This is a genomic window from Pseudarthrobacter sp. NPDC092439, assembly GCF_044754945.1.
Taxonomy (GTDB): Bacteria; Actinomycetota; Actinomycetes; order Actinomycetales; family Micrococcaceae; genus Arthrobacter.
Genome location: NZ_JBIVQB010000002.1, coordinates 399,831 through 425,840 on the forward strand (window position 1 = coordinate 399,831; position 26,010 = coordinate 425,840).

The 26,010-nt window shown below is 67.0% G+C and carries 28 protein-coding genes and 1 tRNA gene; 10 read left to right on the forward strand and 19 right to left on the reverse strand.

Going from position 1 to position 26,010, the window contains the following annotated elements:
- Positions 1-46 precede the first annotated feature (46 nt).
- Positions 47-123, forward strand: a tRNA-Pro gene (locus tag ACIQCM_RS06720).
- A gap of 126 nt (positions 124-249) precedes the next feature.
- Here the strand turns inward: ACIQCM_RS06720 and ACIQCM_RS06725 are convergent.
- Positions 250-492, reverse strand: coding sequence for a hypothetical protein (locus tag ACIQCM_RS06725; protein WP_400604960.1), 243 nt, complete (start codon positions 490-492; stop codon positions 250-252).
- Between the two features lie 134 nt (positions 493-626).
- On the opposite strand from ACIQCM_RS06725, the gene ACIQCM_RS06730 reads away from it, so the two are divergent.
- Positions 627-1,892 (forward strand): helix-turn-helix domain-containing protein, encoded by a 1,266-nt coding sequence (locus ACIQCM_RS06730; protein ID WP_400604962.1) that lies wholly within the window; start codon positions 627-629, stop codon positions 1,890-1,892.
- Here ACIQCM_RS06730 and ACIQCM_RS06735 read toward each other — a convergent pair.
- Positions 1,889-2,821, reverse strand: coding sequence for a phosphoribosylaminoimidazolesuccinocarboxamide synthase (locus ACIQCM_RS06735; RefSeq protein WP_400604963.1), 933 nt, complete (start codon positions 2,819-2,821; stop codon positions 1,889-1,891). The genes ACIQCM_RS06730 and ACIQCM_RS06735 overlap by 4 nt on opposite strands.
- 1 nt (position 2,822) lies before the next feature.
- Positions 2,823-4,139 (reverse strand): phosphoribosylamine--glycine ligase, encoded by a 1,317-nt coding sequence (gene purD / locus ACIQCM_RS06740; RefSeq protein ID WP_400605453.1) that lies wholly within the window; start codon positions 4,137-4,139, stop codon positions 2,823-2,825.
- A gap of 98 nt (positions 4,140-4,237) precedes the next feature.
- Between purD and ACIQCM_RS06745 the strand changes: the two genes are divergently transcribed.
- The 3 genes from ACIQCM_RS06745 (at position 4,238) to ACIQCM_RS06755 (ending at position 7,337) form a co-directional block, all read left to right on the forward strand.
- Entirely contained in the window at positions 4,238-5,812 is a 1,575-nt protein-coding gene (locus ACIQCM_RS06745; protein ID WP_400604965.1) for a molybdopterin-dependent oxidoreductase, read from the forward strand.
- A gap of 76 nt (positions 5,813-5,888) precedes the next feature.
- Entirely contained in the window at positions 5,889-6,905 is a 1,017-nt protein-coding gene (locus tag ACIQCM_RS06750; protein WP_400604967.1) for an asparaginase, read from the forward strand.
- A gap of 54 nt (positions 6,906-6,959) precedes the next feature.
- A complete protein-coding gene (locus ACIQCM_RS06755) occupies positions 6,960-7,337 on the forward strand; it encodes a sterol carrier family protein (RefSeq protein WP_400604969.1) in 378 nt (125 codons plus the stop codon).
- Positions 7,338-7,371: 34 nt separating this feature from the next.
- On the opposite strand, the gene ACIQCM_RS06760 is transcribed toward ACIQCM_RS06755, so the two are convergent.
- From ACIQCM_RS06760 to ACIQCM_RS06770, 3 genes are read right to left on the reverse strand one after another with little or no spacing between them, the layout of a single operon-like run.
- Positions 7,372-8,157, reverse strand: coding sequence for an SDR family oxidoreductase (locus ACIQCM_RS06760; protein ID WP_400604971.1), 786 nt, complete (start codon positions 8,155-8,157; stop codon positions 7,372-7,374).
- Positions 8,135-9,115 (reverse strand): aldo/keto reductase, encoded by a 981-nt coding sequence (locus ACIQCM_RS06765; protein WP_400604973.1) that lies wholly within the window; start codon positions 9,113-9,115, stop codon positions 8,135-8,137. The genes ACIQCM_RS06760 and ACIQCM_RS06765 overlap by 23 nt, the downstream gene beginning before the upstream one ends.
- A gap of 55 nt (positions 9,116-9,170) precedes the next feature.
- Entirely contained in the window at positions 9,171-9,665 is a 495-nt protein-coding gene (locus ACIQCM_RS06770; protein WP_400604975.1) for a nucleoside deaminase, read from the reverse strand.
- Between the two features lie 171 nt (positions 9,666-9,836).
- Here ACIQCM_RS06770 and ligD point away from each other — a divergent pair, with 171 nt between their 5' ends.
- Positions 9,837-11,069: a non-homologous end-joining DNA ligase gene (gene ligD / locus ACIQCM_RS06775; protein ID WP_400604976.1), complete on the forward strand. Its 1,233-nt coding sequence runs from the start codon at positions 9,837-9,839 to the stop codon at positions 11,067-11,069.
- Between the two features lie 28 nt (positions 11,070-11,097).
- Here ligD and ACIQCM_RS06780 read toward each other — a convergent pair whose 3' ends face one another.
- A complete protein-coding gene (locus ACIQCM_RS06780; RefSeq protein WP_400604978.1) occupies positions 11,098-12,273 on the reverse strand; it encodes a zinc-dependent alcohol dehydrogenase in 1,176 nt (391 codons plus the stop codon).
- A 175-nt stretch (positions 12,274-12,448) separates the two neighbouring features.
- On the opposite strand from ACIQCM_RS06780, the gene ACIQCM_RS06785 reads away from it, so the two are divergent.
- The gene (locus tag ACIQCM_RS06785) at positions 12,449-12,694 is read left to right on the forward strand and encodes a hypothetical protein (RefSeq protein WP_400604980.1); all 246 of its coding nucleotides are present in this window, start codon (positions 12,449-12,451) and stop codon (positions 12,692-12,694) included.
- Here ACIQCM_RS06785 and ACIQCM_RS06790 read toward each other — a convergent pair.
- The 3 genes from ACIQCM_RS06790 to ACIQCM_RS06800 form a co-directional block, all read right to left on the reverse strand.
- A complete protein-coding gene (locus tag ACIQCM_RS06790) occupies positions 12,672-13,376 on the reverse strand; it encodes an HAD family hydrolase (protein ID WP_400604982.1) in 705 nt (234 codons plus the stop codon). The two genes, ACIQCM_RS06785 and ACIQCM_RS06790, sit on opposite strands and share 23 nt — an antisense overlap.
- Positions 13,377-13,405: 29 nt before the next feature.
- Entirely contained in the window at positions 13,406-13,696 is a 291-nt protein-coding gene (locus ACIQCM_RS06795; RefSeq protein WP_400604983.1) for a hypothetical protein, read from the reverse strand.
- Between the two features lie 94 nt (positions 13,697-13,790).
- A complete protein-coding gene (locus ACIQCM_RS06800) occupies positions 13,791-15,626 on the reverse strand; it encodes a glycoside hydrolase family 15 protein (RefSeq protein WP_400604985.1) in 1,836 nt (611 codons plus the stop codon).
- Between the two features lie 50 nt (positions 15,627-15,676).
- On the opposite strand from ACIQCM_RS06800, the gene ACIQCM_RS06805 reads away from it, so the two are divergent.
- Both ACIQCM_RS06805 and ACIQCM_RS06810 read left to right on the forward strand, forming a co-directional pair.
- On the forward strand, positions 15,677-16,408 hold the full coding sequence (locus ACIQCM_RS06805) for a DUF72 domain-containing protein (protein ID WP_400604987.1): 732 nt from the start codon (positions 15,677-15,679) through the stop codon (positions 16,406-16,408).
- Positions 16,371-17,627, forward strand: a complete 1,257-nt coding sequence (locus ACIQCM_RS06810; protein WP_400604989.1) for an App1 family protein — start codon at positions 16,371-16,373, stop codon at positions 17,625-17,627. Before ACIQCM_RS06805 ends, ACIQCM_RS06810 begins: the two co-directional genes overlap by 38 nt.
- Positions 17,628-17,630: 3 nt before the next feature.
- On the opposite strand, the gene ACIQCM_RS06815 is transcribed toward ACIQCM_RS06810, so the two are convergent.
- The 4 genes from ACIQCM_RS06815 to ACIQCM_RS06830 all read right to left on the reverse strand — a co-directional run bounded on the left by ACIQCM_RS06815 (position 17,631) and on the right by ACIQCM_RS06830 (position 20,505).
- Positions 17,631-19,154, reverse strand: a complete 1,524-nt coding sequence (locus tag ACIQCM_RS06815) for a glycoside hydrolase family 1 protein (protein WP_400604991.1) — start codon at positions 19,152-19,154, stop codon at positions 17,631-17,633.
- 95 nt (positions 19,155-19,249) lie between these two features.
- Positions 19,250-19,627 carry a hypothetical protein gene (locus ACIQCM_RS06820; protein WP_400604993.1) on the reverse strand — a complete coding sequence of 126 codons (378 nt, stop codon included), beginning with the start codon at positions 19,625-19,627 and terminating at the stop codon, positions 19,250-19,252.
- A gap of 49 nt (positions 19,628-19,676) precedes the next feature.
- The gene (locus ACIQCM_RS06825) at positions 19,677-20,006 is read right to left on the reverse strand and encodes a J domain-containing protein (RefSeq protein ID WP_400604994.1); all 330 of its coding nucleotides are present in this window, start codon (positions 20,004-20,006) and stop codon (positions 19,677-19,679) included.
- A gap of 73 nt (positions 20,007-20,079) precedes the next feature.
- The gene (locus ACIQCM_RS06830; protein WP_400605456.1) at positions 20,080-20,505 is read right to left on the reverse strand and encodes an Hsp20/alpha crystallin family protein; all 426 of its coding nucleotides are present in this window, start codon (positions 20,503-20,505) and stop codon (positions 20,080-20,082) included.
- A gap of 137 nt (positions 20,506-20,642) precedes the next feature.
- Here ACIQCM_RS06830 and ACIQCM_RS06835 point away from each other — a divergent pair, with 137 nt between their 5' ends.
- Entirely contained in the window at positions 20,643-20,960 is a 318-nt protein-coding gene (locus ACIQCM_RS06835; RefSeq protein WP_400604996.1) for a MerR family transcriptional regulator, read from the forward strand.
- Positions 20,961-20,979: 19 nt separating this feature from the next.
- On the opposite strand, the gene ACIQCM_RS06840 is transcribed toward ACIQCM_RS06835, so the two are convergent.
- The 5 genes from ACIQCM_RS06840 to dgoD form a co-directional block, all read right to left on the reverse strand.
- Positions 20,980-21,684, reverse strand: coding sequence for a phosphatase PAP2 family protein (locus ACIQCM_RS06840; protein ID WP_400604997.1), 705 nt, complete (start codon positions 21,682-21,684; stop codon positions 20,980-20,982).
- A gap of 222 nt (positions 21,685-21,906) precedes the next feature.
- Positions 21,907-23,136: a D-mannonate dehydratase ManD gene (manD, locus tag ACIQCM_RS06845; protein WP_400604999.1), complete on the reverse strand. Its 1,230-nt coding sequence runs from the start codon at positions 23,134-23,136 to the stop codon at positions 21,907-21,909.
- A 59-nt stretch (positions 23,137-23,195) separates the two neighbouring features.
- A complete protein-coding gene (locus tag ACIQCM_RS06850) occupies positions 23,196-24,131 on the reverse strand; it encodes a sugar kinase (RefSeq protein ID WP_400605001.1) in 936 nt (311 codons plus the stop codon).
- A 35-nt stretch (positions 24,132-24,166) separates the two neighbouring features.
- A complete protein-coding gene (locus tag ACIQCM_RS06855; RefSeq protein WP_400605003.1) occupies positions 24,167-24,847 on the reverse strand; it encodes a bifunctional 4-hydroxy-2-oxoglutarate aldolase/2-dehydro-3-deoxy-phosphogluconate aldolase in 681 nt (226 codons plus the stop codon).
- Between the two features lie 5 nt (positions 24,848-24,852).
- A complete protein-coding gene (dgoD, locus tag ACIQCM_RS06860; protein WP_400605005.1) occupies positions 24,853-26,001 on the reverse strand; it encodes a galactonate dehydratase in 1,149 nt (382 codons plus the stop codon).
- Positions 26,002-26,010 lie beyond the last annotated feature (9 nt).

The window sequence follows — 26,010 nt, forward strand, 5'->3', positions numbered from 1 at the left end:
GGGACCCCGCATCGGCTATCCTTGTAAAGTTGCTTTTGCAGCGGATCGGGATGTAGCGCAGCTTGGTAGCGCGCTTCGTTCGGGACGAAGAGGTCGCAGGTTCAAATCCTGTCATCCCGACCACAACAAGAAGAGGGTCTCCACGCGGAGGCCCTCTTTTTTGTCATATGGCCCGGTAACAGATTGATAAAGGAAATGGCCCCGGAGCTGCAGCTCCGGGGCCATCATGCCTCCTTGGTGAGGAAGCTGTTACATCGGGTCCGGCCAGTTGCCCACGTAGGTGACATAGGAGATCTGCTCGGCGCTCTTGCCCCTCTCGACCTCCGCACTCTTGCCCTTGGAGGTAGTGGTCATCGGGTCTGGCCAGTTGCCAACGGCTACCGAGGTCCCCGTGGATTCCCCGTGGGAACCGGCAGACAGGACGGCCGGGGCCGCGGCAGAAAACGCCAGCGCACCGGCAAGGGCGGCAGCGGTTGCGATCTTCTTGAACATTATTAGGGTCCTCAATACGAGTCGGATTCGTTACAAAGTCAGCACTGTCCTTGTTGACATACATTGTAAAATGTTTTCCACAGGGACTGTCAAGCATTTGGTACAAAGATGGTCCGGACAGAGGAGGAAATCCCGTGGGCAACGGATTCGGGGAGAAGCTCCGGGCGGAGCGTCTCGAACGGGGGATGACACAGGCTGAACTGGGCAGGGACCTGTATTCACCGAGCTACATCTCGCTACTCGAAACCGGCCGCAGGGAGCCTACGGCCGAAGTGATCGAGGAACTGGCACGCCGGCTGGAGCTGGCACCCAAGGCCTTGGAGGCCTGGAGCCAGCCAATTTCCGTCAGCGACGCCGAGTATGTCCTGGCCGGACTGTATGCCAGGCAGGCCTGGGACCTCCGGGACTATTCCCTGGCTGCCAGCCATGCCGCCACGGCTGCTCAGACCGCGCTGGACGGCCGTAACACCAGCGCCTGGTGGAATATGACCTACATGCAGGCCGAATGCCTCATGAAGCAGGGAAACCTCCAGGAATGCGAACGCATCATGCAGCACCTGCTGGAGCACCCCATGGCCACGGAATCTGCCGGCCTCGCAGTCCGCGCGCGGCAGATGCTGGCCGGCATTTGCCAGGGGCAAGGGAGGCTGAGCGCCGCCGTCGAGCACGCCATGGAGGCAGTCCGGCTCTGCTCGCAGCTGCCCAGGGGCTCCACCCTCATCATCGGCGCACACCGTGCCCTGATCGGCGCCCTGGCCGAAAGCGGCCGGCTGGAGGAAGCCTGGAAATACTGCCTGGACATGATCGAGCACGTGGACGAGCACTCCATGTCCCAGCTGGCCGGCGAAGTTGCCTGGGTCATCGGCAACGTGGCTTTCATGCGCCACGATTACCAGGAGGGGATCAAGCACCACGAGCGGGCGGCACGGCTGCTCTCCCCTGCCAACGACATCGAGCTGTGGGCCAGGTTCAACAAGGCATCGGCGGCCGTCCGGCTGTCCTCCGGCATCGTGGAACCCGAAACCCTTTCCGCCATCGAACGCGCAGAGCTGGCCCTGTCCATCGTGGGCGGGAACAAGTCGGACCAGCTGGAAGTCGCCTTCATCCGCGCACGCTGGCTCTACCTGACCGGGGATATCGTGGCCGCCGTCGAGAAGCTCAGGGAAATCCATAAGGAACGCTCCGCGCTTGCCAAGCACACGGCCGGCGAGGTGTCCCTGCTGCTGGGTAAGTCCCTCAAGGCGGCCGGCGAACCGGAAGAGGCGCTGGTGCACCTGGAAGAAGCCCAGAAGTCCTTCAGTGCCGCCGGAGCAGCGGACCGCGTCCAGCAGGCGCTGGACGCGGTCCTTGAGATCAGGCTGGCGCAGCAGCGCGCGGCTGCCGCTGCCAAGGCGAGCTAGGCGAAGCTGGTGCCGGTCAGCTTCTCGTAGGCCTCGATGTAGCGGCTGCGGGTCCGCTCCACCACGTCCGCAGGCAGCGCCGGCGGCGGGGTGTCGGAGGCCCGGTCCCAGCCCGATTCGGCCGAGGTGAGCCAGTCCCGGACGTACTGCTTGTCGTAGGACGGCTGGGCCTGGCCCGGCTGGTACGTGGCGGCATCCCAGAACCGGGAGGAGTCCGGCGTGAGGACCTCGTCGCCGAGCGTGATGGACCCGGAGACCGCGTCGTAGCCGAATTCCACTTTGGTGTCGGCCAGGATGATGCCGCGCTCCCGGGCGATCTTTTCCGCCGTCGTGTAAATCTTCAGTGTCAGTTCGCTGAGGCGGGCAGCGATGTCGTCACCCACCATCGCCACCACGGCGTCATAGGTGATGTTCTCGTCGTGCTCGCCAATCAGGGCCTTGGCGGACGGGGTGAAGATGGCATGCTGCAGCCGGGATCCGTCCACCAGGCCCTCGGGCAGGGGGATGTTGCACACCGTTCCGGACGCCTTGTACTCCACAAGGCCGGACCCGGTGAGGTAGCCGCGGGCAATGCATTCCACGGGGAACATGTCCAGCTTCTTGCAGATCATGGCCCGGCCCTCAACCTCGGCCGGCACGCCATCCGCCACGGTGGAGGCCAGGACGTGGTGTTCCACGCCCAGCTGGTTGAACCACCAGAGGCTCAGCTGGGTGAGAACGCGCCCCTTGTCCGGGATCTCGCTGGTGAGCACGTGGTCATAGGCGCTGATCCGGTCACTCGCGACCACCAGGACGCACTCCTGGCCCACCCGTTCCACGATGGACTCGTCCACCGGCTCGTACAGGTCGCGGACCTTGCCGGAGTAGACGTGGCGCCAGCCGGGGAGGTCCGGGGCGGTGGCATTGAAGCCGCGGGGAGATTCAGTCATGCTAGGCCTTCGCTTCCGGTGCGGCCACCGAGGCGGCGGCGCGTGAGGTTACCTTGATTTCGCCGCGCGCGGCCTTGCGGCCGATATCCGTGCGGAACTGGCCGCCGTCGAGCTTAATCAGCTCAACGCCGTCGTATGCCTTTTCCCGTGCCTCCACGAGGTCGCTGCCGAGCGCGACGACGGCGAGCACCCGCCCGCCGGCGGACACCACTTTGCCGTCCTCATCCAGGGCGGTCCCGGCGTGGATCACGTGCACGCCGTCAAGCTCCTCCACCTTCTTGAGGCCACGGATGCGGTCGCCGGTGCGGGGCGTGTCCGGGTAGTTTTCGGCGGCGACGACGACGGCGACGGCGGTCTCCTTCGCCCAGCGCAGCTCCTCCGCCTTGTCCAGTTCGCCCTTGGCGGCTGCCATGAGCAGGGAGCCGAGGGGGGTCCTGAGCCGGGCCAGGACCGCCTGGGTTTCGGGGTCGCCGAAGCGGACGTTGAACTCGATGACGCGGGTGCCGCGGGAGGTCAGCGCCAGCCCCACGAACAGCACGCCGACGAATGGGGTGCCGCGGCGGGCCATCTCGTTGATGGTGGGCTGCGCAACGCGGTCGATCACTTCCTGGACCAGGCCCTCGGGCGCCCACTCCAGCGGGGTGTAGGCGCCCATCCCGCCGGTGTTGGGGCCTTCGTCGTTGTCGAAGATGCGCTTGAAGTCCTGCGCCGGGGACAGTGCCACGGTGTTCTGGCCGTCGCAGACCACGAAGACGGACACTTCGGGGCCGTCCAGGAATTCCTCGATGACCACGGAGCCGCCGGCGTTGAAGCAGGCTTGGGCGTGGGCCAGCGCTTCATCGCGGTCGTGGGTGACCACCACCCCCTTGCCGGCGGCCAGGCCGTCATCCTTAACCACGTAGGGTGCACCGAAGGTGTCCAGTGCGGAGGCGGCTTCATCGGCGTTGGCGGCCACCAACGCCATTGCGGTGGGGACGCCGGCCTCGGCCATGATTTCCTTGGCGAATGCTTTGGACGCTTCGAGCTGCGCGGCCGCCCTGCTGGGACCGAACACCGGGATTCCGGCGGCGCGGACGGCATCGGAGACACCGGCGGCCAGCGGAGCCTCCGGGCCCACCACCACCAGGTCCATTGCGAGCCTGGTGGCCAGCGCGGCCACGGCCTCCGGATCGTTGCCGTTGATGCTGTGGGTGGGGACCAGCTTGCTGATGCCGGCATTGCCGGGCGCCGCGTGGACCTCGGACACGTTGGGATCGGCAAGCAGGGAGCGGACAATGGCGTGTTCGCGGCCTCCGGGGCCGATGACGAGTACCTTCACAGTCTCCAAGGGTACTTTGTGCACCCTGCGTGCTCCTAAGCTGTGACCTGACCGGCCGCCCCGGCAATCCGCCGCGCATCCGGCTGCGAATCCCTTGCATGAACAAGCTTCGGAAGTGGCTCAAGGGGCCCTATGCCATGGCCGCGCTGGCAGGCGTGGTGAGCGCCGCCGTCGTACTTTCCGTGGCGGAACTGGTGGGTGCTTTCTTCACCGCCCGCGCCGCGCCGCTGATCGCGCTGGGTTCGACGTTCATCGACTTCACGCCGTCCTGGCTGAAGGACTTCGCCATCGACACGTTCGGCACCAATGACAAGGTGGCCTTGTTCGCGGGCATGGGCATGACTATCGGCGTACTCGCGTGTGTCCTGGGCGTTGTGGCCTACCGGAAGTGGACGCTGGGCGTACTGGGCGTGCTGTTCATGGGCGCCGTGATCGTGGCCAGCGTGGTGACCCGCGCAGGTGTGGAGCCCGTGGATGCCATCCCGTCCGTGGTGGGGACCCTGGCGGGGCTTGCTGTGCTGCGGTGGCTCACAGTGCGGCTGTGGCAGCTGGCGCCGTGGCCCGAAGTGCCGGCGAATGTTGCCGCGGACGCTGCCGCCGGCCGGCCCAGCCGGCGCGGGTTCTTCGCCGCTGCGGGAGTGGCCGCGTTCGCCGCCGCCGCTGCCGCGACCGGAGGACGAATGCTCAGCTCGGCGCGGAGCAACATCGCCAAGGCCCGTGAGGCGCTCCGGCTGCCCGCCCCTGCCAAAGCAGCACCCGCCGTGCCGGCCGCCGTCCAGTCCCCGGCGCCCGGCATGCCCCCGTGGCTCACCCCCAACGACGACTTCTACCGCATCGACACCGCCCTCAGCGTCCCGCAGATCAACCTCGCGGACTGGAAGCTGAGGGTGCACGGCATGGTGGAAGAAGAGGTCACGCTCACCTTCCAGGACCTGCTTGACGCCGACCTGATCGAATCGCACGTGACCCTCACCTGCGTCTCAAACCCGGTGGGCGGCAACCTCGCCGGCAACGCCAAATGGCTGGGCATGCCGCTTCGGGACGTCCTTAAGCTGGCACGGCCCCAGGACGGCGCGGACATGGTGCTGTCCACCTCCATAGACGGCTTCAGCGCCTCCACTCCCCTGCCCGTGTTGCAGGACGGCCGCGACGCGATGCTCGCCATCGGCATGAACGGCGAACCGCTGCCGCTGGAGCACGGCTACCCGGTGCGCATGGTCGTGCCGGGGCTGTACGGGTTCGTCTCGGCCACTAAATGGGTCGTGGACCTGGAGGTGACCCGCTTTGCGGACAACAAGGCTTATTGGACCCAGCGCGGCTGGTCCGAGCGGGGTCCCATCAAGACGATGGCGCGCGTGGACGTGCCCAGGTCCTTTGCCAAGGTCCCGGCAGGAAAGGTGGCCGTGGGTGGCACCGCCTGGGCGCAGACCCGCGGCATCACCAAGGTGGAGCTGCAGATCGACGACGGCGGCTGGGTTGAGGCGGCCCTCTCCGCCGAGGCGTCCGTGGATACCTGGCGGCAGTGGTCCTATGAGTGGGATGCAGCACCCGGCGCGCACTACATCAAGGTCCGGGCCACGGACGGCTCGGGTGAGGTCCAGACCGAACAGCGGGCGGATCCCGTCCCGGACGGCGCCTCCGGCTGGCAGTCCGTGATGGTCACGGTGGAGTAGCGATCGGTCCGCCCGGGCCCGTCCTGCCCTGCGCGGCTGCCTGGCCGCGCGCGCCTCGGGCCCTAGACTGGGCAGCATGCCGCACAATCCGCATGCTACCTTCACCGTGGACTCCGCCGTCGAACTGGCCGTGATAGAGCGCAGCGGCTTCGTGGAGTCCCGGCACATCGGTTCGGCCGTGCTGCTCGCCGCCGACGGCTCGGTGGTCACGGAGTTGGGTGACATCAACACCCCCATCTACGCCAGGTCCACCCTTAAGCCCTTCCAGGCGCTGGCCGCCATGCAGTCCGGCGTACCGCTGCGCGGCGCCCAGGTGGCCATCGCGTGCGGCAGCCACACCGGGTCGCTGGACCACATGGACGTGGTGTCCGGCATGCTCAAGGCGGCTGGCGTGCGCGAGGACCAACTGCAGTGCCCGGCGGCGTGGCCGCAGGACGAGGCCGCCCGGAACTGGCTGGTCCGTTCGGAACGGGGCAAGTCCCGGCTCGCCTTCAACTGCTCCGGCAAGCACGCGGCCTTCCTGTGGGCCTGCACCGAAAACCAGTGGGACACCGGCAGCTACCTGGAGCCGAACCATCCCCTGCAGCAGCGGATCCGCACCGTGATCGAGGAGTACACAGACGAGAAGATCGCGCACCTGGGCATCGACGGCTGCGGCGCACCCGTTGCGGCGGTGTCGCTCAAGGGCCTTGCCCGCGGATACTCGCAGCTGGCCAAGGCACCGGGCGACCAGAGCTTCAGTGCACGGGCGGCCACCATCGCCACCTCCATGCTGGACTACCCCTGGGCGGTCCAAGGCCACGGCGAGGCCAACACCCTGGTCATGGACGAGCTCGAAATCATCGCCAAGATCGGCGCCGAGGGGGTGCTTGCCATGGCCACCCCGCAGGGCGTTTCGGTGGCCGTGAAGATTCTGGACGGGAACGTCCGGGCCACGTCCTTGGTAGCGCTGACGCTTCTGGCAGCCGCTGGTGCCGTGGAGATCCCCGGAGTCGCCAGCGTCCTGGAAAAAGTCGTGGAACCCGTACTGGGCGGCGGGCGGCCGGTGGGCAAGATCCGGCTGGGCCCGGCCGTTTCCGCGCTGCTGGACTGACGCATTTCAACTGACTGGGACGTATTTGACCACTCCGGAAAGGAGTCCGCGCGCATGGCCGTGGCCCGCCGTCGTATAGGCCTTGAAGAAGGGAAGGCGGCGCTGCAGGCGTGGCTGGAAGGCACCGCCCCGGCGTCGGCCGTTCCCGTTCCGCGTGCCGTGGTGGCCACCGCCGTGCGCTACTCGCTGGAGGAGGTCACGGCCCGGGCGCCCGGGAACTCCGTGGAGGTCCGCGTGCCGCCGTTCGGCGTGACGCAGTGCGTGGCGGGGCCCCGGCACACGCGCGGGACTCCGCCGAACGTCATCGAGTGCGACGCCGCCACCTGGCTTGCGATGGTCAGCGGCAGGCTGCGCTGGGCGGACGCAGTCGCGGCCGGGCAGGTGTCCGCCTCCGGCCTCCGCGCGGACCTCGCCGCACTTCTCCCGCTCTAGATAGTTGCTGGTTCGCGGGAAGTTTCCGGCGACGTCAGCCGCGGCCGATGAACGGCATGCCTGCCGCCGTGATGACCACCGAACCCACGCTGGCAGATGCCGGCATGTTGGCCATCATCAGTACCGCCCGGGCCGCGTCCGCCACCGGAAACGTAGGTTCCACGCGCCGGCTGCCGTCCGCCTGCAGCGCACCTGCGCCCACCCCGATGGTGTCCATCAGTTCCGTGGCCGTATTGCCGATGTCTATCTGCCCGCAGGTGATCCCGAACCCGCGGCCGTCCAGCTCGATGCTCTTGGTCAATCCAGTGATGGCGTGCTTGGTCACGGTGTACGCCACGGTCCGCGGCCGTGGTGAGTGCGCGGCGATGGAGCCGTTGTTGATGATCCGGCCGCCCTGCGGTTCCTGGGACTTCATGGCGCGGACGGCCGCGGCGGCGCAGAGCATGGCACCGGTCAGGTTGACCGCGAGGGTGTCGTTCCAGTCCTTGAGGCTGATCTCGTCCACCCCGGCCGCCGGTCCGAACACGCCGGCGTTGTTGAACAGCACGTCAACCCGCCCCCAGCGCTCCCGGACGGTCTGGAAGAGGCGTTCGACGTCGGCGGGCAGCGTCACGTCGCACGGCACCACCAGCGTATCCGGGTTGCGTGCGGCCGTCTCTTCGAGCTGGGCTTCACGGCGTCCGGCGAGTGCCACACGGTAGCCGTCAGCAAGCAGCTGGCGGGCCACCTCACGGCCGATGCCGGAACCCGCGCCGGTCACGACAGCGGTGCGCCCTGGAGAATTCGCGCCGCGCACGTTACCAGCGGGGGTGGATGGCATCGCGGAAGTAGTGGTCGTAGATCCAGCGGACGCCGTCGTCGAACTCTTCACCAAGTGCCACGGACGCTGCCGCGGCGTTCGCCTGCGCCTGCTCCACGTTGCGGGCACCCGGGATGACGGTGGTGACGCCGTCCCGGGCGGCGGCCCACGCGATCGCGGTCTGGGCCATCGACGCGCCGGCAGGGACGAGCTGTTCGAACTCGGCCACGGCCTTGAGGCCGAGTTCGAAGTCGACGCCGGAGAAGGTCTCCCCGACGTCGAACGCGCTGCCCGTGCGGTTGTAGTTGCGGTGGTCGTCCTCGGGGAAGTCGGTGTCCCTGGTGTACTTGCCCGTCAGCAGGCCGGAGGCGAGCGGCACGCGGGCGATGATGCCCACCCCCGCTGCCTTGGCCGCCGGCAGCACCTCATCCAGCGGTTTCAGCCGGAAGGCGTTGAGGATGATCTGGACGGAGGCCGTTCCGCTGTGGCGGATCGCCTTGAGGGCCTCGTCCGTGCGCTCCACGCTGACACCGTAGCTGCGGATGGCCCCCTCCGCGACGAGGGTGTCCAGGGCGTCGTAGACCTCGGCGCTGCTGTAAACAGCCGTTGGCGGGCAGTGCAGCTGAACCAGGTCAAGGGTGTCCGTTCCGAGGTTTCTCCGCGAGCGGTCCACCCACTGGCGGAAGTTGGCCAGCGAATAGTTCTCCGGCACCTGCTCCGCGCGGCGTCCCATCTTGGTGGCTACGGTGATATCCAGCCCCGGGTTCTTTGCCAGGAACGCGCCGATGGCCTGCTCGCTGCGCCCGTCGCCGTACACGTCGGCGGTGTCGAAAAACGTCACGCCTGCTTCCGCCGACGCCGCAAGGACGGCCTGCGCCTGTTCGGGATCAACGGCGCCCCAATCCGCTCCGAGCTGCCACGTGCCCAGCCCCACCACGGAAACGGTCCGGCCGGTTTTCCCCAATATCCGCTGTTCCATCCTCCGACTATAGGGGCTGGGCTGCAGGCGTCCGGAAAATTACGACGGCGGCACGTCAGTAATCGGTACGGTCCTCCATGGCGTTCCAGGCAGTAAAGGGTTCCAGCGGTGCCGGCGAGGGAGGGCCCGCGAGTTCCAGCCGGGACACAGCCATCAGGGTGCCGCGGTCCGGGTTCTGGAAGTACTCGTAGAACACGGCGTCGTCAAAGCCGGCGGAGGCGGCGTCGTGCCGGTCCGCGGCGTAGACCACTTTGCCGATCCGGGCCCAGAGCGCCGACGCCAGGCACATGGGGCAGGGCTCGCAGCTGCTGTAGAGGACGGCGCCCGTGAGGTCGAAAGTTCCCAGTTCGCGGCAGGCGGTCCGGATCGCGGTGACCTCGGCGTGGGCTGTGGGGTCGTTGTCCGCGGTGACCCGGTTGACGCCGTCGAACGCTTTCCCGTCCGCGGTGACAACCGTGGCGCCGAACGGCCCGCCGTTGTTCAGGACGTTGGCCGTGGCCAGCCGGACGGCCCGGGCCAGGAACTGTTCGTCGGTGGCGGTGGTGCTCATGATGCGACTCCCTTGCGCCGAAGCCGGGCGGGCGCAGCCCGGTGGAACCAGGTGCGACGGTGAGCCAGGCTTCAGCGTTGTGCTGTTGAAGGTTCAGTTGCGCCTGGTAGATAGCTTCCCACGTGGGTGCCCGCCGTTGGCAGAATCGAGATTAGCACCTAACGTGGCCGCATGAACCCGTCCAAGGCACCGGCGCAGATCCTCGACGTTGACGGCCATGAGGTCCGCATCTCAAGTCCGGACAAGATGGTGTTTCCCGAGGCCGGCCTGACCAAGCTGGACCTGGTGCGCTATTACCTCGCGGTGGCGGAGGGTGCGCTGCGCGGGGCAGGCGGGCGCCCCATGGTGCTCAAACGGTTTCCCAAAGGGATCGGTGCGGAGCCCTTCTTCCAGAAGCGGGTGCCGGAGAACCATCCGGACTTCATCGGCACGGCAACGCTGCAGTACGCGTCCGGCACGTCCGCCGAGGAGGCCGTCATCCGCGACGCCGCGGGCCTGGCGTGGGTGGTGAACCTGGGATGCCTGGACCTGAATCCGCACCCGGTGCGCGCCGAGGACCTGGAGCATCCCGACGAACTGCGGGTGGACCTGGACCCCATGCCGGGGGTGGAATGGGCCCGGATCGTCGACACCGCTTACGCTGCCCGGGACGTGCTGGCAGAGACCGGGCTGGTGGGCTGGCCCAAGACAAGCGGCTCCCGCGGCCTGCACATCCTGGTCCGGATCGCGCCGCAGTGGTCCTACCGGGACGTCCGGCTCGCTGCCGAAACCCTGGCCCGCGAGGTGGAGAACCGGGCCCCGGGCCTGGCCACGGCGCGGTGGTGGAAGGAGGAACGCGGCGAAAGCGTGTTCGTCGATTTCAACCAGAACGCCAAGGACCGCACCGTGGCCTCGGCATACTCCGTCCGGGCCCTGCCCGATGCCCGCGTGTCCACGCCGCTCACCTGGGAAGAGGTCCGTTCCGTCCGGCCGGAGCAGTTCACGGTGTCCACGGTGTTGCGCCGGTTCGCGGATTCCGGCGACCCGCACCGGGGAATCGACGACGCCGCCGGTCGGCTGGATGGACTGCTGGCCCTTGCCGCGGAGTTGGGCCCGGCGGAGAAAGCCCCGCGCACGGGGGACGGTTCGGGCCGCCGGCGGTCAGTCATGCCCCTGATCGAGGTTGCCCGGACCAAAACGAAGCCGGAAGCCCTCGCCGCCCTCGAGGAGTGGAAGTCCCGGCACCGGGACGTGGTCCCTTCCCTCACCCCGGCCGATGTCCTGGTGGACGGCATGCGCGGATCGAGTTCGCTCTGGTACCGGGTCAGGGTGAACCTGCAGCACGTCCCGGAACCGGACAGGCCGGCCCAGGAGCAGCTCATCGCCGACTATGATCCCTGGGCCGGAAAGCATCCCGGCTCCTGAACCCCTCGGACCAGGGGGGTCCGGCAGACTAGGGGTTCAGGACCACCTTGATGCAGCCGTCTTCTTTCTTCTGGAACTTCTCGTACAGGGCAGGCGCCCCGTCCAGCCCCGAACGGTGGGTGACCAGATCCATCACACCCAACGGGTCGGCGTCGTCCTCCACCAGCGGCAGGATGTCGTCGGTCCAGCGCCGGACGTTGCACTGCCCCATGCGGACCTGGAGTTGCTTGTCGAACATGGTCAGCATGGGCATGGGGCTGGCCTGGCCGCCGTACACGCCGCTCAGGGACAAGGTTCCGCCGCGCCGGACGGCGTCGATGGACGTGTGGAGGGCGGCGAGTTTGTCCACACCCGCGGTCTCCATGGCTTTCTGTGCCAGCTTGTCAGGCAGGAGGCCCAGCGCCTGGTGGGCAAAGCCTGCCACCGGGGAACCGTGGGCTTCCATTCCGACGGCGTCAACCACTGCGTCCGCACCCCTTCCGGCCGTCAGCTCCCGCACTTCGTCCGCAACGCCCTTTGCGTAATCGAGGGTTTCCACCCCGTGGCGGGCAGCCATTTCCCGCCGCTCTGGGACCGGATCCACCCCGATGACCCGCAGTCCCCGCTGCACGCCGATCCGGCTGGCAAACTGCCCCACGGGCCCCAGTCCGAACACTGCCAGGGTGCCTCCCGGCTGGACATCCGCATATTCCACCCCCTGCCAGGCGGTGGGAAGAATGTCGGAGAGGAAAAGGTAGCGCTCATCCGGCAATTCCGTGCCCACCTTCACCGGCCCGTAATCCGCATGCGGTACGCGCAGGTACTCCGCCTGGCCACCGGGAACCGAACCGTACAACTCCGAGAAGCCGAAGAGCGCAGCGCCGGAACCCTTGCTCTTGACCTGCGTGGTTTCGCACTGCGACTGCAGGCCCTGGCTGCACATGTGACAGTGGCCGCAGGAAATGTTAAAGGGAACAACCACCCTGTCGCCCTTGCGAAGGTTGGTGACGGCGCTTCCCACCTCTTCCACGATGCCCATTGGTTCATGGCCGAGCACGTCGCCCTTGTGCATGTACGCGCCCAACACCTCGTACAAGTGCAGGTCGGATCCGCAGACGGCCGTGGACGTGATCCGTACGATGGCGTCGGTCGGCTCCTGGATCACAGGGTCCGGTACTTCCGCCACGGTGACCGAGCGCTTTCCTTGCCATGTCAGTGCTTTCACGGTGTTCCTTCCGCCGGGGTCCTCTGTTATCGGGGGCCGGCAACGGCCCTCATTCGACGCTAGCGGGAAAGCCGGAAAAAAGTAAGTATGCTGATGAAAGTCTTGTGGGAGACGCACGCGGCTTCTAGCGTAGGGAGGGACAGAGCCCGGCCAAGTCGAGTGAAAGAGGTCCACCATGTCGCTGTACCAGCCGGAACCGGTTGAAATCTCCACCCGCATGCGGCCGGGAGAGTGGAGCGAGACCAGTCTCGAACAGCTCGTTGATACCTACAGGGCGCGCATCGTCGAGATGGGCGCCAGCCTCACCGACATCCACACGGACGTTGACCGCAACGACGACGGCTCGGTCAAGGTAGTGGTGTCCTGGCTCAAACCTGGCGATCCGGCAGCCGGAACGGTCAGCGATGGCCCGCTTCGGTAGCGTCCAACAGCCGCCCGATGGCGCTTGAGGTCAGGTTGGCCAAGAGCTCCCGGGGCCCCTCGTAGACTTCCGCAGCCCCGGCGTCCCGCAGTTCGGCGGCGCTGATGCCGCCGCACGTGACCCCTATGGCGGGAATGCCCAAGGCGGCAGCGGCCTGCATGTCCCAGACGGCATCCCCCACGTACACTGCGTCCGCAGCCTCCACGTCGACCGCCTCAAGGGCGGCCACCAGGATGTCAGGGGCAGGCTTGCTTTCCTTCGCGTCATTGGCGCTGGTGGCGGCGTCAATGGCGGCGTCGGCGCCAAGGATCTCCCGCATGGCCTGCAGGTCGCGTTCGCGTGCAGAAGAGGCCAGTGCCACCGCAAGCCCGGACGCGTGGCACTGGACCAGGAGGTCCTTGGCGCCCGCAAAGGCACGCAGCCCGGGCCAGTGGGAAGCGTAGAGGGCTGAGTGGCTGGAGAGGACCTCCTGGTCCACATCGCGGTCGCGGCCGGGCGGGAGCAGGCTGTCCACCAAGCGGTCCCCGCCCATGCCCACGCAGCGGTGGATCCGGGCCATGGGAACGTCGTAGCCATGCTGGCGGAAGGCGCCCCACCAAGAAATGGTGTGTATGTAGGACGAGTCAATCAGCGTCCCGTCAACGTCGAACAACACCCCACGGCGGCGGGTGCCAGGCGGCACGGATCCATCAGGCCTTCCGGGGCGCGGGCTCAACTGATCGCCGCCCGGCGTGCCTCCGGCGCCTTCTTGTGCCGGGCAGCCTCTTCTTTGGCTGAACTGACCGGGCGGACGCGCTCACGGATGACAGTCCCATTGCCGTCGTGGCTGCGGTCCCGGATCAGCCCGGTCCCGGCAATCTCCCGCGCCAGGGCCACGCCCGCCACAGCGGCGCGCTTGGTGGGAAAGGTGACCGAGATGGCCATCAGATCCCCGGCACCGTCGACCATGCGGACCCGGTACCCGCCATCGGGCGCATCCACCAGCTCAAAATATCCGGCCATTGCCATCACTCCTCAGTCAGCCACGGACACCAGGGGCGCTCCATGGAAGTATTAGTAAGTGTACTTACTTATTCCGGGAAGGAAAAGCTCACTCTCAAATCCCCCGGGAATCCGGGGCAACCCGTTCCTCCGGCCTACCCTCCGGCGGGATCGGGGTGTCGCTCCGGCGCACCGTATCCTGATGAAGCTCCAGCGCGCTAGTCACAAGCGCGAAATGGCTGAAAGCCTGCGGCGTGTTACCTAACTGGCGGCCGGCCCGCACGCCCCACTCTTCACTCAGCAGCCCCACGTCGTTGCGCAGTTCGAGGAGCCGCTCGAAAAGCTCCTGCGCCTCCTGGTGCCTGCCGGCGCCCAGCAGCGCCTCCACCAGCCAGAAGGAGCACGCGAGGAAAACGCCCTCGTCGCCCGGCAGGCCGTCGTCGCTCTCTGCCGGACGGTACCGCAGGACGAACCCGTCCTCCGTCAGCTCCCGCTGGATCGCATCGATGGTACCCACCACGCGCGGATCGTCCGGCGGTAGAAATCCCACGCGGGGGACCAGGAGCAAACTGGCATCGAGCTCGGGCCGGCCGTAGGACTGGACAAAGGTGTTGCGCACCGGGTCGAAGCCGTTGGCCATCACGTCCGCATGAATCGTGTCCCGCAGCGCTTCCCAGCGCTCCACCGGACCGGGCAGTCCGGACTCGCGGACGCCCTTGACCATGCGGTCCGCCGCCACCCAGGCCATCACCTTCGAATGCGTAAAGTGCCGCCGCGGTCCGCGCATCTCCCATAGCCCGTTGTCCGGTTTGTCCCAGATGGTCTCCAGGTGCTGCATCAGGACAACCTGCAGGTCCCACGCCTCGTCCGTGTGCTTCAGGAGCGAATTCCGCGTCAGAGCGAGGCAGTCCAGGACCTCACCCCAGACGTCCAGCTGCAGCTGGTCCACCGCCCCGTTGCCGATCCGCACCGGCACGGACCCCTCGTAACCGCGAAGCCAAGGCAGCTCCATCTCAGGCAGCCGGCGCTCCCCATGGATGCCGTACATGATCTGCAGGTCGGCGGGGTCGCCCGCCACTGCCCGGAGGAGCCAGTCCCGCCAGGCCCCGGCTTCCGCCGTATAGCCGGCGGCCAGGAGAGCCTGGAGCGTCATCGCGGCGTCGCGCAGCCAGCAGTAGCGGTAATCCCAGTTGCGCGGCCCGCCCGGCTGCTCCGGGAGGGACGTGGTTACGGCCGCGACTATCCCGCCCGTAGGCCCGTAAGTCAGGGCTTTCAGGGTGACCAGCGAACGGACCACGGCCTCCTGGTACTTGCCTTTGACAGTGCATTGGGAGGCCCAGCCGCGCCAGAAGGCGTAGGTGGTTCCGAGGACCTCCTCCGCGTCCACGGTCTGCGGACGCCCCACGTGGCTGGGCGCCCACGTGAGCACGAACGGCACGCGCTCCCCGGCACTGACGCTGAAATCGCTGGTGGTGTGCATGTTCTCGCCGTGCAGCGGGGCCCGGGTGGCAAAGTAGACGGCGTCCGGGCCGGCAATGGCGTGCAGGCCGAATTCATCCCGCCGCACCCAGGGGACGATGTGCCCGTAGTCGAAGCGCAGCACCAGTTCGGACCGCATCCGCACGGTCCCGGTGATGCCCTCCACGATGCGGACCACATCCGCCACCCGGTCCCTGGGCGGCATGAAGTCGATGACCCGGACGGCCCCGTCCGGGGTTTCCCACTCGGTTTCCAGCACGAGGGTGCCGCCCCGGTACTGCCGCCGGGTGCATGGTCCGCCGCCTTCGGGCGCGATGAGCCAACGGCCGGCCTCGGGCGTGTCCACGAGTGCGCTGAAGCAGGCAGGCGAGTCGAAGCGCGGCAGGCAGAGCCAGTCGATGGAGCCTTCCGTGCTGACCAGCGCACCTGTCTGGAGGTCCCCGATTACCGCATAATCCTCAATGCGCGCCATGGACCAACATTGCCACAGCCGCGGGGAAATGGGAGGTGTAGCCTGCTGGGGTGGGAGTCCATATCGGTACCTCCGGCTGGAGCTATGACCATTGGGACAACGTCCTCTACCCTCCGGGCCTGCCCGCCCGCGACCGGCTGGCCCGCTACGTTGCCGAATTCAGCACCGTGGAACTGAACGCCAGCTTCTACCGCTGGCCCCGGGAAGCGTCGTTCGCCAGCTGGAACCGGCGCCTGCCGCCAGGGTTCGCCATGTCCGTCAAGGCCCCCCGCGGCCTCACCCACGCCAAGAAGCTGTACGCGCCGGAGGTCTGGCTGGAGCGGATCAGCCGGTGCTGGCACGAACTCGGCGACAAACGCGCCGTGCTCCTGGTCCAGCTGCCGCCGCAAATGGTCCGCGACGACGCCCGGCTCGACTACTTCCTGGCCGCGGTACCGCCGTGGATCCGGGTGGCAGTGGAATTCCGGCATCCCAGTTGGGAGGACGCGGAAGTTTTCCGCCTGCTTGAGCGCCGGGAGGCCGGCTACTGCGTCATGAGCGGCGCCAACCTGCCCTGCATCCTGCGCACCACCGCTCCCTTCGCCTACGTCCGGCTGCATGGGCCGGACCACGAGCACCTTTACGGCGGGTCGTACTCCGACGCGGACCTGCACTGGTGGGCTGAGCGCATCCGCGAGTGGTCCGGCCAGGGCGTGGACGTTTACGCCTATTTCAATAACGACGGCGGCGGCAACGCCGTGCGGAATGCCCGGACCCTGCGCGGCATCCTCGGTGCCGGCTGAGTCAGCGGCGCAGGGCCGCGGCCGGACCATCGGTGCCGGATCAGCGGCGCCGATCGCCGCGCTGTGGCAGAGTGGAGCCATGGACACGGCTCCCCAGAAATCGTCGCAGGACCACCCGCAGGATGCGCCGCCGGCGCCTTCTCCCGCAGCCCAGGCCCCCGCGGCCGCGGATTTCGATCCCCGTGCGATCTCCGGCAACCAGGTGTTCCGGCTCGCGCACCGGACTTCCGACGCCGTGAACTCCCTGCGCATCCGGCTCGCCAAACGCTGGAAGTTCGAACCACAGACCATCGCCTACCAGGGCTACGGTTCCACCACGCGCGTGCGCATCCTGGGCCGGGTCCTGCTTACCCGCAAGCCGCTGCCAGGAAGCCGCGCGGAACACGCCGCCCGCAACGGAACGCAGAACGTCCGCGGCTGGCGCGCCTTCACCAGCGTGCCGGTGCAGTTCACGGACGTCAGCATCACCATCGGGGACGTGGTCACCAGAGTGCAGGCGGACCGTGGCGGGCTGATCGACACCGAGGTGGATGTCCGGCTGGAACCGGGCCTGCACACCGCCGTGCTCCAGGCCGAGGGAACCGATCCCGCCGAGGCGCTGGTCAGGGTGATTGATCCCGACGTGAAGTTCGGCATCGTCTCGGACATCGACGACACGGTCATGGTCACTGCCCTGCCCCGGCCTTTCCTGGCGCTGTGGAACACGTTCGTCCTGAGTGAGCGTGCCCGCATGGCAACCCCTGGCATGGCCGTTCTGCTGGACCGGCTCACCGCCGAGCACCCGGACGCGCCCGTCATCTACCTGTCCACCGGGCCCTGGAATGCGGTCCCCACGCTGGCGCGGTTCCTGAACCGGAACATGTACCCTGCCGGCGCGCTCCTGCTCACCGACTGGGGCCTGACCCAGGACCGCTGGTTCCGCAGCGGGCAGGACCACAAGCACAAGAACCTCGAGCGGCTTTCCCGGGAATTCCCCGAGATGCGCTGGCTCCTGATAGGTGACAACGGCCAGCACGACGAAGCCATCTACTCCGGGTTTGCCGCAGAGTACCCGGACAAGGTGGCCGCCATCGCCATCCGCCAGCTGTCCATCAGCGAATCCGTCTTCGCGGGCGGCCACTCCGAGGACGGGGACCACACCACGTCCAAGGTGCCGTGGATCTACTCCCCCGACGGTGCAGGCATGGCCACGCAGCTGTCCGCTCTGGGCCTGCTCTAACCCTTAGGCGCTGGCTGCTATCTCGCCCGCCGCTTCCTCACCCGCGGCGGCGCGGACCACGGCTGCATTCGCTGCGGCGGCAAGGTCCCGTTCCTCGATGAGTTCCTGAAGCCAGAAATAGGACGCCTTCGGAGTCCGCTCGAGCGTCTCGTGATCCAGGTGCACGAGCCCGAAAGGCTGGTTGTAGCCGGCGGACCATTCGAAATTGTCCATCAGCGACCACACGTAGTAGCCGCGCAGGTCCACCGATTCGGCCTCGCCGCCGGGGGCAGTTGCCCGCAGTGCGGTTTCCAGGTGGTCCGAAAGGTACTTGAGCCGGCGCTCGTCCGGGATAAACCGGGTGTTGGTGGACTTGTCCCGGACGATGATGTCCTCGAAGCTCGCGCCGCCCTCCGTGAGGATGACCGGCGGAAGGTTGGGGTAGCGCTCCCCCATCTCCTTTAGCGCCACCGCCATGTACTCGGGCTTGACGGGCCAGCCGTAGGCCGTGATGTCGGCTTCCGGCCACGTCTCCACATGGAAGGGGGTTCCGCCGTTGCCGGCCGCGCTGAGGTCGCTGCCCATGGCTTCGGCCATGCTGGCGGGCACGGCTCCGCCGCCCGGTCCCACGGCCACCTTGGTGGGCATGTAATAGTTCAGACCGTAGAAGTCCAGGGGCTGCGAGATGATCTCCATGTCCTCGTCAGGGTGTTCAAAGGTGCTGAAGAACTTGGCCGCGCGGATCACATCCGGGTATTTGCCCGTGAGCACCGGGTCGGCGTAGAGCCGGTTCTGTGCCAGGTCCATGAGGCCGGCGCTGATCCGGTCCAGCGGGTTGATGGAGTTGGGCACCATGGGCGAATAGACGTTGGTCATGCCGATCTCACCGGGCACGCCGGCGGCGCGGAGGGCCTGCACCGCAAGGCCGTGGCCCAGCAGCTGGTGGTGCACGGTGGGGAACGCGCCCAGCAGCAGTTCCTTGCCGGGCGAGTGCAGCCCCAGGGAGTAGCCGTTGGCGCTCACCGTTGCCGGTTCGTTGATGGTCACCCACCGAGCCACCCTGTCGCCGAATGCCTCCGCCAGGATGCCGGCGTACTCGGCCAGCCGGTAGGCCATGTCACGGTTGAGCCAGCCGCCCTCCTCGTCCAGGGGAAGGGGTGTGTCCCAGTGGTAGATGGTGGCCATTGGCGAGATGCCGCTGGCCAGCAGTTCATCCAGGAGCCGGTCATAGAAATCCAGGCCGGGCTGGTTGACCGCACCGCGACCTGTCGGCTGGATCCGCGGCCAGGCGAAGGAAAAACGGTAGGAGTCCACTCCCAGCTGCTTCATCAGTGCCACATCCTGCGGCATGCGGTGGTAGTGGTCGCATGCAACGGCGGGGCTGTGGTCCTCCACGATGGCACCCGGCCTGGCGGCGAACACATCCCATCCGGCGGGCCCGCGGCCGTCCTCGTCAAGGGCCCCTTCAATCTGGAAGGCCGCCGTGGCCACGCCCAGGGTGAATCCCGGCGGGATGATGGCGGCGAGGTCCTTGGCGGTGATATGCATGGAATGGCCCCTTGTGACGGCTGGATAGGTACGTCCCAGAATGGCACAGCGGGCGGCCGCTGACGAGCACTTGGCCGCCCGCCGCCGTGCCGTCCCTACTGGGATCCGAAGAGGAACTCCTTGGCGTGCGCCACTGCCTTGCGGAAGGCGTCGTTCCGCAGCGTCACAAGGTGCTCCGTCTCGCCGTCGGCCGGTTCAAGGTAGCCGGTGTAGCCGGGCCGCAGGACCCAGATATCCCCGGCCGGCGGGAGGTAGAAGACGCCGAAGGAACGCTGCTGGCGCTCCTCGTTGCTCCACACCGGGACCACTGCCAGGGCAGCGCCGGTGGCCGGGTTGATCCACTGGGCCCGGGGCATTGGCTGTTCGTGCGCTTCGGGGTCGAGGAAGGGCGCTGTTCCCTCGCCCCACCGCTGTTCGAAGCGCTCGTGGAATGCCGGGATCAGGGGTGAATCGTAGCGTCGCCATTCGCTCATTCGGCTCACTGCCTCCTTGCTGTTGATTGGTGTGTTCCTTCGGAGCCTGCTAGGACCAGGGGCCGCTTTCCCAGCGGACGGGAGTCACCCTGATAACGGGACCTGAAGGCCCCTCATCCGGCCGGCGGCGCATCTTGCGGACCGGGATGGGCTGGCCCGCCGGGGCGGCCAGCTGCTGGTCGTATGCGGCGCGGCGCTGCGGGTCGCGCAGCACGTCGAACGCCTGCATGATACGCAGCAGTTCGCCTTCCGGCACCGGTCCGTTGTCCATGTCCGGGTGATGGCTGCGCATCAGCGCCCGGTACGCGCGCGAGATTTCCTGGGCGTCGGCGTCCCGCCGGACTCCCAGTGCGGCGTAGTGGTCAGGAACGGAGGTCATGGAAACTTCCCGGGCCGGCACGGCCGTTCCGGGCGCGGGCAAGGGGGGGCGGCCCGCACCCGGAGCGGATTTGCTACTTGTTGATCTCGTGCATCTGTCCCTGCCGGGTTTCGATTTCGATCTTGCGCGGCTTGGCCTGCTCGGCCACCGGGATGCGCAGGGTGAGCACGCCCTGGTCGTAGCTGGCCTTGATGTTGTCCGTGTTGAGGGTGTCGCCCAGGATCAGCTGGCGGCTGAAGACGCCGCGCGGACGTTCCGATGCCACCAGTTCCACGCCGGGTTTCGTTGGATCCTGGCGTTCCGCCCGCACGGTCAGGACGTTGCGTTCGACATTGAGGTCCAGGGTGTCCAGCTTGACGCCCGGAAGGTCAAACGCCACCACGAACTCGCCGTTGTCCTGCCAGGCATCCATGGGCATGGCAGCTGGCCGGGCGGCCGTTCCGAAGACCTGCTGCGTGAGCCGGTCCAGCTCACGGAACGGGTCCGTGCGCATCAACATCATTTCCCACTCCTTCAGCTTCTAGGGTGCTGGATCTATGCCATATCCACACCCGTAATCTATGGTGATGGATATAGATTTTTTATAGCACCCGTGGGAAACTGAAGCAATACCGCCGCACGATTTTTGGAGACCCCATGACAGACGAACCTGGCCGGGCCGGCCGGCCCTCACCGGCGCGCGCCGTTTATGCCATTTCCGTGGCCGCCAAGCTCGCGGGCACGGGGCAGCAGAACATCAGGCTCTACGAGACGAAGGGCCTGCTGACGCCGTCGCGGACATCCGGGGGCACCCGCCAGTACAGCGACGACGACGTTGCGGTGCTGCTGCGGATCGGCGAGCTGCTGGACCAGGGGCTGAACCTGGCCGGCGTTGCCAAGGTGCTGGAGCTTGAGGAGGCTAACTCGAAGCTCCACAGCGCATTGAAGCGGGCCAGGTCGCGCCATCAGAAATAGAACGGACGACGGCGGGTGGTCAGTCCTTCGGCGTTTCCGCAGTGGACAGCTCACCGGTGATCCGCTCGCCCGGGATGCGCGCAGTGCGCCAGGTGTCCAGCGCAATCACGCCGCCGAGGATCACCAGCGACAGCGAGAGTGAAGCCAGGGCGTCGCTGAGCCAGTGGTATCCCAGGTACAGCCGGCTCAGGGCGGCCAGCACAATGCCGATGCCCGCCCCGATGAAGCCAAACACGGCGGCACGGCTGTTCTTACGCCGCGAGAAGATCAGGAAAGTTCCTACCAGCAGGAAGTCACAGGCGCCCAGAACATGCCCGGACGGGAATGAGAAGGTGTGATCGATCCCGAAGAGCATCTGTTCCACCGGCGGCCGGGAGCGCCGGACGATGTGCAGGATGATCTGCGAGATGATGACGCCCGTGAGCATTGCCCCGGCCAGGAGAATGGGACGCCAGGCGTGCTTGGCAAGGAACCCCCACGCCACGTTAACTACCAGGACGATGATGGGAAGCGCGATGGGGCCAAAGACTATGGCCAGGAAAATCATCACCGCGGTAAGCGTGTCCGACCGCAGCGTCAGGAGCCAGTCCCGGACCGGGACGTCGGCGGCTGAAAGCCCGTCCGCCTGGAGCACACTGACAAGGGTGGCAATAAAGAGCGCTACACCGGTGACCGCCAGGATTACCGCAGCCCGGTAGAGGCTCCTCCGGTCGTCGGGGTCCATGTAGCGTTCCTCGACGACGAATTTGTCATGGAAGGCGCGCCACCGCCCGCCCTTTCCATTCGTACCGGAGCTTGCTGTCTGGTGCTGTCCCACTGTGATGTGCCCGTCCGTGCGCTGAAGGTTTGCTTAGTGAAGACTATCCCGGCTCAGCGTTTTTGGTCTTGTTCCGGTAGCCGGCTCCTGCCGTTTGAGCGCTCATTGACGATTCGCCTTCCCTGCGTCTTACCAGTCATGGACTGTGCCGTCGACGAGGCGGTTGTAGGGCAGGTAGGCCTGCTGGTACGGAAACGCTGCTGCGGCTTCCTCGTTGAATTCGACGCCGATGCCGGGCTCGTCGCCGGGGTGCAGGTAGCCGTCCTTGAACGTCATGGTCTGGTGGAAGACCTCGTTCGTCTTGTCCGAGTGCTGCATGTATTCCTGGATGCCGTAGTTGTGGATGGCCAGGCCGACGTGGAGCTGGGCGGCGAACCCGATCGGGGAGATGTCGGTGGGGCCGTGGAAGCCGGACTTGATCTGGTACTGCGCGGCGAAGTCCATGACCTTCTTCAGGGGCGAGATACCGCCGAAGTGGGTGGAGGCTGCCCGGACGTAGTCGATCAGCTGTTCCTTGATGATGGTCTGGTAGTCGTACACGGTGTTGAAGATTTCACCGATGGCCAGCGGGGTGGTGGTGTGCTGGCGGACCAGGCGCAGTGCCTCCTGGTTCTCGGCCGGGGTGCAGTCCTCGAGCCAGAAGAGGTCATACGGTTCCAGCGCCTTGCCCAGCTTCGCGGCCTGGATGGGGGTCATGCGGTGGTGGCCGTCGTGCAGCAGCGGGATTTCCGGGCCGAACTCGTTCCGGACCGCTTCGAACACGGTAGGCAGGTGGCGCAGGTAGGCGCGGGTGTCCCAGTCTTCCTCCACCGGGAACGCGCCGCGGCCTGCGGGTTCGTAGTCGTAGCGTTCACCGGAGGCCTGGGCCTGCGCGGCAACACCGTACAGGGCCTTGATGCCCGGGACTGCCGTCTGGATGCGAATGGACTTGTACCCGAGTTCCAGGTGCTCGCGGACTGAATCAAACAGCGAAGGAATGTCCGCGCCCGAAGCGTGACCGTAGGCGCGCAACCCGTTCCGGGACGCACCACCTAGCAGCTGGTAGACCGGAAGACCGGCAATCTTGCCCTTGATGTCCCATAGGGCCATGTCGACGGCGGCGATCGCGGCCATGGTCACCGGCCCGCGGCGCCAGTACGAGGACCGGTACAGGAACTGCCAGGTGTCCTCGATCCGGTGCGGGTCCTTGCCGATCAGCAGCTGCGCAACATGCTCCTTCAGGTAGGCAGCGACGGCCAGCTCCCGACCGTTGAGCGTGGCGTCACCAATACCGGTCACCCCGTCCTCGGTGGTAATCCGAAGAGTGACAAAGTTTCGGGAGGGACTCGTGACGAACACGTCTGCGGCAATAATTTTCACGGCTGATCCTTTCAGTGGGCCGAAGCTGAGGGCTTGGGTCGGGCCGGCGGCCCGGGGATTTAGCGCTGAGTAGCGCCTCGTGCCAGATCTGTCAGCAGGCCCAGCTCTGCGCGGCGCGGCAGGCCTTCCCAGTCGCCTGCGGTACTCACGGCGAATGCTCCGGTAAGCACCCCCCGCTGCAACCGCCCTGCGACGTCCTCGCCGTCGAGCAGGGCGGACAGGTAGCCTGCCGTAAACGCGTCACCGGCGCCCACGGTGTCCCTGCTGGTCACCGCAACGGCCGGCACCTCCCAGTGGCCGCCCCTGGTGTATACGCCGGCGCCGGCAGCGCCCCGCTTGACCACCACTTCGCTGAGGCCGCCGTCCAGAAGCTCCGCTGCCATGGCAGCTTCCACCGTCCCGCTGTCCTCCTGTGAAGGCTGGACGGAGGTCACGAGCGCGAGTTCGTCGTCAGACGCGATAACAATGCCGGCGTGCCGGACCAGTGATGTCAACGCTTCGCGCGCTTCCGCGCGTGACCACAGCTTGCTGCGGAAGTTGACGTCCAGGGAGACCACTGCCCCGCTGTCGGCCGCGAATCGGGCTGCATACTCCGCCGTGTCGCGTGCCTGACTGCCCAGGGCGGCTGTTATTCCTGTGAGATGCAGGACCTTCGCTCCGCATTCCAGTCCCCGCTTCACGTCATCCGGCGCCAGGCCGGAGCCTGCGGAATGTGCGCGATAGTAGAACGCCCTGCTGACGTCCGCGGTGCGCTGCTCCAGGAACATGACGCCGGTGCTCCTCTGCGGGTCGATGCGGCATTGGACGTCGATTCCTTCCGAGCGCAGTTGGCGCTGGATGTATTCACCGTGTGGATCGTCACCCAACACACCGGCCCAGGCCACGCTGTGGCCTAGCCGCGCCACCCCTACAGCGACGTTCGATTCGGCGCCGGCAACGTGCATCGCCAGCTTGCCTCCGGCCGACAGCGGCCCCGCGGACCTCAGTGAGACCATCGACTCACCTAATGTCAGGAGGCTGACGCCGCCGCTCACTTTGCGCCCGGAGAAGCAGTCCCGCGGGAAAAAGCCGCCGCCAGGCTCACGAAGGAACGCGCCCGTCCGCGCATGGGAGCCATATCTCCCCCGGAGCCTGCGTCCCCGAAGAGCGGACCGCCGAGCCCGATGGCTATGGCACCCGCGTCCCAATAAGCGGTTGCTTCCTCAAGGCCCACTCCGCCCACGGCGATAAACGGGATGTCGGGGAACGGTTCCCGGATGGCTTTCAGGTAGCGGGGACCCCCAATGGACGCCGGAAACAGCTTGACAGCGGTGGCTCCCCGGTCCATGGCCTCGTAGGCTTCGCTCGGGGTCAGCGCCCCCGCGAGGACAGGGAATCCGCGTTGCACGGAGGCCCGGATGGAGGGGGCGAGGGACGGCGTCACCATGAACTGGCCACCGGCGCCGGCGACGGCGTCCACATCCTGTTCGCTCATCACAGTTCCGGCTCCGACGCAGCACCCGGGCGGAGCTTTCCTCCGGACCTCGCTGATGGCCTCGAGCGCTCCCGGCGTTGTCAACGCGATTTCAACGAACCTGAAACCCTCTTCCATGGCGGCCAGCGCCGCTTTGGCAGCGGCCGGGCCATTGGTGCCGCGGACGATGCCCACCAGCCGCTCCCCGGTCAGCCCGGCCAGAACCGCCGCTTCCGTCAAAGCGTTCCCGTCGCCCATGCCCCTCACCATTCTGCAAATGCTCCGTCCGCATGTCGCCAGACCGGGCCGCGCCAGGCGTGCCCGCGCTTGTCCGCGGCACGGACTGCCGCCTCGTCGATTTCAATGCCCAGGCCCGGTCCGGTCAACCGCTCGATGTGTCCGTCGACAAATTTCAGCGGGGTCTTGTCCACCACATAGTCCAGGACTTCAGCGCCCTGGTTGTAGTGGATGCCGATGCTTTGTTCCTGGATCAGGAAGTTGGGGGTGGCAAAGCCCACCTGCAGGCAGGCAGCCAAGGCAAGCGGGCCAAGCGGGCAGTGCGGGGCCAACTGCACCTCATAGATTTCAGCGAGCGAGGCAATCTTCCGGACTTCCGTGATGCCCCCCGCATGCGACAGATCAGGCTGTGCAACGGCGATCCCGGCCTGCAGCGCAGGAAGAAACTCCTGCCGGCTGTAGAGCCGCTCCCCCGTGGACACCGGCGTGGTGGTGGCGGAGGTCAACTCCCTCAGCAAATGGGTATTCTCGGGGACCGTCGGCTCCTCGAGGAAGAACGGCCGGTAGGGCTCCAGCAGGGGAGCCACCCGGCGGGCGTTGGCCAAGGTGAAGCGGCCGTGGAAGTCGACCGCAACGTCGCGGTGCTCACCAAGGACTTCCCGGGCCGCGGCAACCCGGCGGATGACGCCGTCGATCTCTGCCACCGAGGCAATAGGGCTCATCCGGCCGCTCGCGTTCATCTTGACGGCAGTGAGTCCGACGTCGAGCTGCGCGCTGATCTGGTCGGCCACCTCGTTGGGTTCATCGCCGCCTACCCAGCCGTACATCCGGATCCGGTCGCGGACGTGCCCGCCCAGGAGTTGGTGAACGGGTGTGTTGAAATGCTTGCCGGAGATGTCCCACAGCGCCTGGTCCAGCCCGGACACGGCGCTGGCAAGGATGGGGCCGCCGCGGTAGAAAGAGCCCTTGGTCATCACCTGCCACAGGTCCTCGATCCGCAGCGCGTCGTTCCCCACCAGGAGCTCTGCCAGTTGTTCGACGGCGGTGCGTACCGTCTCGCTGCGGCCCTCGCACGTTGCTTCGCCCCACCCGACGATCCCGCACTCAGTCTCAATCCGCACGAACAGCCAGCGTGGCCGCACGAGGAAAGTTTCGATTCTGCTGATTTTTGTCATGGTTTATCC